At 77.9% G+C, this 3,450-nt stretch carries 3 protein-coding genes; 2 read left to right on the forward strand and 1 reads right to left on the reverse strand.

Annotated features, from left to right (window positions below):
- Nucleotides 1-133: 133 nt before the first annotated feature.
- Complete coding sequence (locus ACFV8H_RS41305) at nt 134-874, reverse strand: hypothetical protein (RefSeq protein ID WP_380409919.1); 741 nt, start codon at nt 872-874, stop codon at nt 134-136.
- A gap of 331 nt (nt 875-1,205) precedes the next feature.
- Between ACFV8H_RS41305 and ACFV8H_RS41310 the strand changes: the two genes are divergently transcribed.
- Together ACFV8H_RS41310 and ACFV8H_RS41315 are read left to right on the forward strand one after the other, a co-directional pair.
- Complete coding sequence (locus ACFV8H_RS41310; protein ID WP_380409920.1) at nt 1,206-2,081, forward strand: RNA polymerase sigma factor; 876 nt, start codon at nt 1,206-1,208, stop codon at nt 2,079-2,081.
- The gene (locus tag ACFV8H_RS41315) at nt 2,078-3,139 is read left to right on the forward strand and encodes a hypothetical protein (RefSeq protein WP_380409922.1); all 1,062 of its coding nucleotides are present in this window, start codon (nt 2,078-2,080) and stop codon (nt 3,137-3,139) included. Before ACFV8H_RS41310 ends, ACFV8H_RS41315 begins: the two co-directional genes overlap by 4 nt.
- Nucleotides 3,140-3,450 lie beyond the last annotated feature (311 nt).

The raw sequence follows: 3,450 nt of genomic DNA on the forward strand, positions 1-3,450 counted from the left end.
GGCGGGGCGGCGTTGGGGTGCGTGCATCGCAAGGCGGAGGAGGGAGCCCAATGCAGCGCATTGGCGACCGACGACAACGCGGCGAGGTGCGTGCCCCGGCGTCGGCCCGCAGACGGGAGTTTGAAGACGGACCCTAGGGGTGCGTCGGGCCGAGGACCCACAGCTCCCGGCCGAGCGTGTCCAGGCACCGCACCGTGCCGAACCGTTCGTCCCCGGCGGACAGGAAGCCCTGCGCCGCTCCGGCCAGCACCGTCCGGGCGACCCCGTCGCCCCGGGTCCAGGCGCCGGTCAGCACCAGTGCCCCGTCGGCCAGCTCGGCACGCTGCACCCGGGCTACCGAGGCGGTCAGCAGCGCGGCGTTGACGTCCTCCAGCTCGGCGGGGGAGAGGTACGGCCCGGCGGTGGGGGAGAGGTCCGCCGCGGCCCGGCGCCGCAGCTCCGGCAGGCCGTAGTCGCGGACGGCGGCGACGGCGTCGTCCAGCGGCAGCCGCCAGCGCGGCCCGGGCAGCACCTCCCACCAGACGTCCTCACCGACCGGCAGTACCTCGCCGATCCGGGCCCGCCAGACCTCGACGCCGCCCCCGGCGTCCGGGCCCGGCCGCTCCCCGTCGGTCCCGCCGCCACCCGCTCCGTCGGCGCCAGCCGCCCCGTCGGCGCCGCCACTGCCCCCGCCACCGGCCCGACGGACCACGCGGAGCCCGAAGGTGAAGGCGACCCGGTCGGCGGCGGGCCGCTCGACCAGCTCGACCAGCAGCCGGTGCGTGTCGTCCGACAGGTCGAAGGCCCGCTGCCGACCGGTGAGGCCCAGGGCGCGCAGGGCGGGCGCGAGGTGTTCGCGCAGTCCCGTCGTGTGGAGCTCGTGGGCAGTCGTCATCGCGGTCTTTCCCTGCTGGTCGTGCGGTCGTCCCGGCCCCGCTCCGGCCGGGGACAGCCCGGAAGCGCCCGCCCGAACGGGTTCGGGCGGGCGTCGTAAGAACGGGCGCGGCGGGGTCACGGGGTCACGGCGCGGGGTCACGGCGAGGGTCGGGCGCGTCGGTGGGCCCGGCGTCCGGGCGCGGTCGGCGCCCGGATCGATTCGCCTACCGACAAGGTAGGCAGGGGCGGTGTCCCGGGGCTGCGGGCGAACGGCAGCCGTCCACGGGACCTTGGCCCCGTCCGGCCCGGTCCTTCGACCGGAGCCGACCCGTTGGCCCGGATGGCGCATCATGTGGCGGGTGCAGAGTGCAGAACAGCCCGGAGCGGGCACCGGCAGCCCCCTCGGCCGGTCCGGACCAGTACCCTCCGTCGGCCCACCACCGGGCGGGGGCCCCGCTCCCACCGACCTGACCGAGGCGGTCCGCGCCGCACAGGAGGGGGACGAGGAGGCGTTCCGGCTGCTGTTCCGGACCGTCCAGCCGGGCCTGCTGCGCTACCTGAGGGTGCTCGTCGGCGGGCGGCCCGAGGACGTCCAGGACGCCGAGGACATCGCCTCCGAGGCCTGGCTCCAGATCGCCCGCGACCTGCGCGGCTTCTCCGGCGACGGCGACGGCTTCCGCGGCTGGGCCGCCACCGTCGCCCGCAACCGGGCGATGGACCACCTGCGCGCCCGGCGCCGCCGCCCGGTCGCCGACCTGCCGTACGAGTACCTGGCCGAACTGGCCGCCGGGGACGACACCGCCCGCACCGCCCTCGCCACCGTCGGCACCGCCGACGCGCTGGCCCTGATCTCCCGGCTGCCGCGCGACCAGGCCGAGGCGGTGCTGCTGAGAGTGGTCATGGAACTGGACGCCGAGAGCGCGGCCCGGGTGCTCGGCAAGCGGGCCGGCAGCGTCCGGATGGCCGCCCACCGGGGGCTGCGCCGACTGGCCAAGCTGCTGGACCAGCCCTTCGCGTCCGGGGCCGGGATCCCGGCCGCCCGCCAGGCCGAACCGGCCGCCCGCCGGGCCGAACCGGCTGCCCGCCGGGCCGAACCGGCCGCCGCGGAACGGTCGCCGGCCCGGGTGCGGGAGTCCGCGGGGCAACCTGCCGTGGAACCCACGGAAAAAACTTCTCCGCAGGGTGTGACAGAACGCCGGGCCGCGACGCTGAAGGACATGAGATGAGCACCAACCGATCCCGTCGGATCGACCGTGATGCCGCCGAGCACCTGCTCGGCGGTGCCGTGGGCGGCCCGTCGGCCGGGCAGGACGCCTCGCTCACCGGACCGGACGGTCCCGGGCAGCTCGCCCGGGTGCTGGCCGCGGCCGCCGCCCCGGCGACGGCCGCCGAACTGGCCGGGGAGGAGGCCGCCCTGGCCGCGTTCCGGGAGGCGAGTCTCACGCCCGACCCCGTAGTCACACCCGTCCGGAGACGATCGATGGCAACCGCCGCGCTGGCCAGGGCCTTCAGCACGAAGGCCGCTGCCGCCGTGTTCGGCGCCACCGCGCTGTGCGGGGTCGCGGTCGCCGCCGGCACCGGAAACCTGCCGTCCGCCCTGGGCGGCCCGTCCGAACCCGAGCACACGGTCGCCGCCCCGGGCGGCCCGTCCGGCTCCCCGTCCGGCACCTCCACCGGAACGGGAACCGGCTCCGGCTCCGGCTCGGCCTCCCCGGGCGGAACCACCCGGCCGTCCATCGGCGCCCCTGCGGACCCGCACCGCACCGTCCCGTCCGACCCCGGCTCGCCCGACGGCCCCACGGCCGGCGAGCACCCCGGGCACCCCGCCCCGCCCGCCGCCCTGGTCCCGCTCTGCCAGCGCTTCGCGGACCGTACGGGCAAGGGCGAACGCCCCGGGAAGCTGGCCGGCGACCCGCTCTTCGCCCCGCTGATCGCGGCGGCCGGCGGAGCGGACGAGGTCCGGGACTACTGCGAGGGCGCCCCCGGTCAGGAGGACGGGGACCACCAGGGCACCGGCCCGCAGCCGAGCCCCTCCGGCGCCGGGAAGGGCAACGGCGACGGCGACGGCAAGGCCAAGCCCGGCAAGGGCAACGGGACCGGTACCGGCACCGGGAACACCAACGGCAACACCAACGGCAACGAGGACACCAACGGCAACGGCGACGGCAAGGCCAAGCCCGGCAAGGGCAACCCGATCCCGACGGCGTCGAACCTCCCCACCCTGCCGGACACCCGTCCGGGCAGGACCGGCCCCTCCGAGGACGAGCAGTCCGCCCGGAGATGACCCCCAGAACTCCGGATGGGCGGCGAGCGACTCCCCCCGGGCTCGTCGCCCATCCGGACCGCACCACCCGCAGTACGCACAACCACCCGAAGACCCCGGGTGGCCGGTCGGCTCCCCCGTGCCCACCGTCCACCCGGTCGGCCCCGGCCGGCCCGGCAGGCGCTCACCCCGGACGCGCCGCCGGCCCGGCCGGTCCGGAACGTGGGGCGCGCGCCCCCCCCCACCGGTGCGGGCCGGCCCCACCACCCGCGGGGGGAGGTGCGGGGGCCCCGGGCCCCCGGCGCCCCCCCCCCCCGCCCCGGGCCGCGGGG

It is taken from the genome of Kitasatospora sp. NPDC059827, from assembly GCF_042731675.1.
In the GTDB taxonomy this organism is placed as follows: domain Bacteria; phylum Actinomycetota; class Actinomycetes; order Streptomycetales; family Streptomycetaceae; genus Kitasatospora.

Excerpts from the sequence above, each read along its gene's own strand:
- ACFV8H_RS41315 (WP_380409922.1), top strand. The coding sequence starts at position 2,078 with ATGAGCACCAACCGATCCCGTCGGATCGACCGTGATGCCGCCGAGCAC.
- ACFV8H_RS41310 (WP_380409920.1), top strand. The coding sequence starts at position 1,206 with ATGTGGCGGGTGCAGAGTGCAGAACAGCCCGGAGCGGGCACCGGCAGC.
- ACFV8H_RS41305 (WP_380409919.1), bottom strand. The coding sequence starts at position 874 with ATGACGACTGCCCACGAGCTCCACACGACGGGACTGCGCGAACACCTC.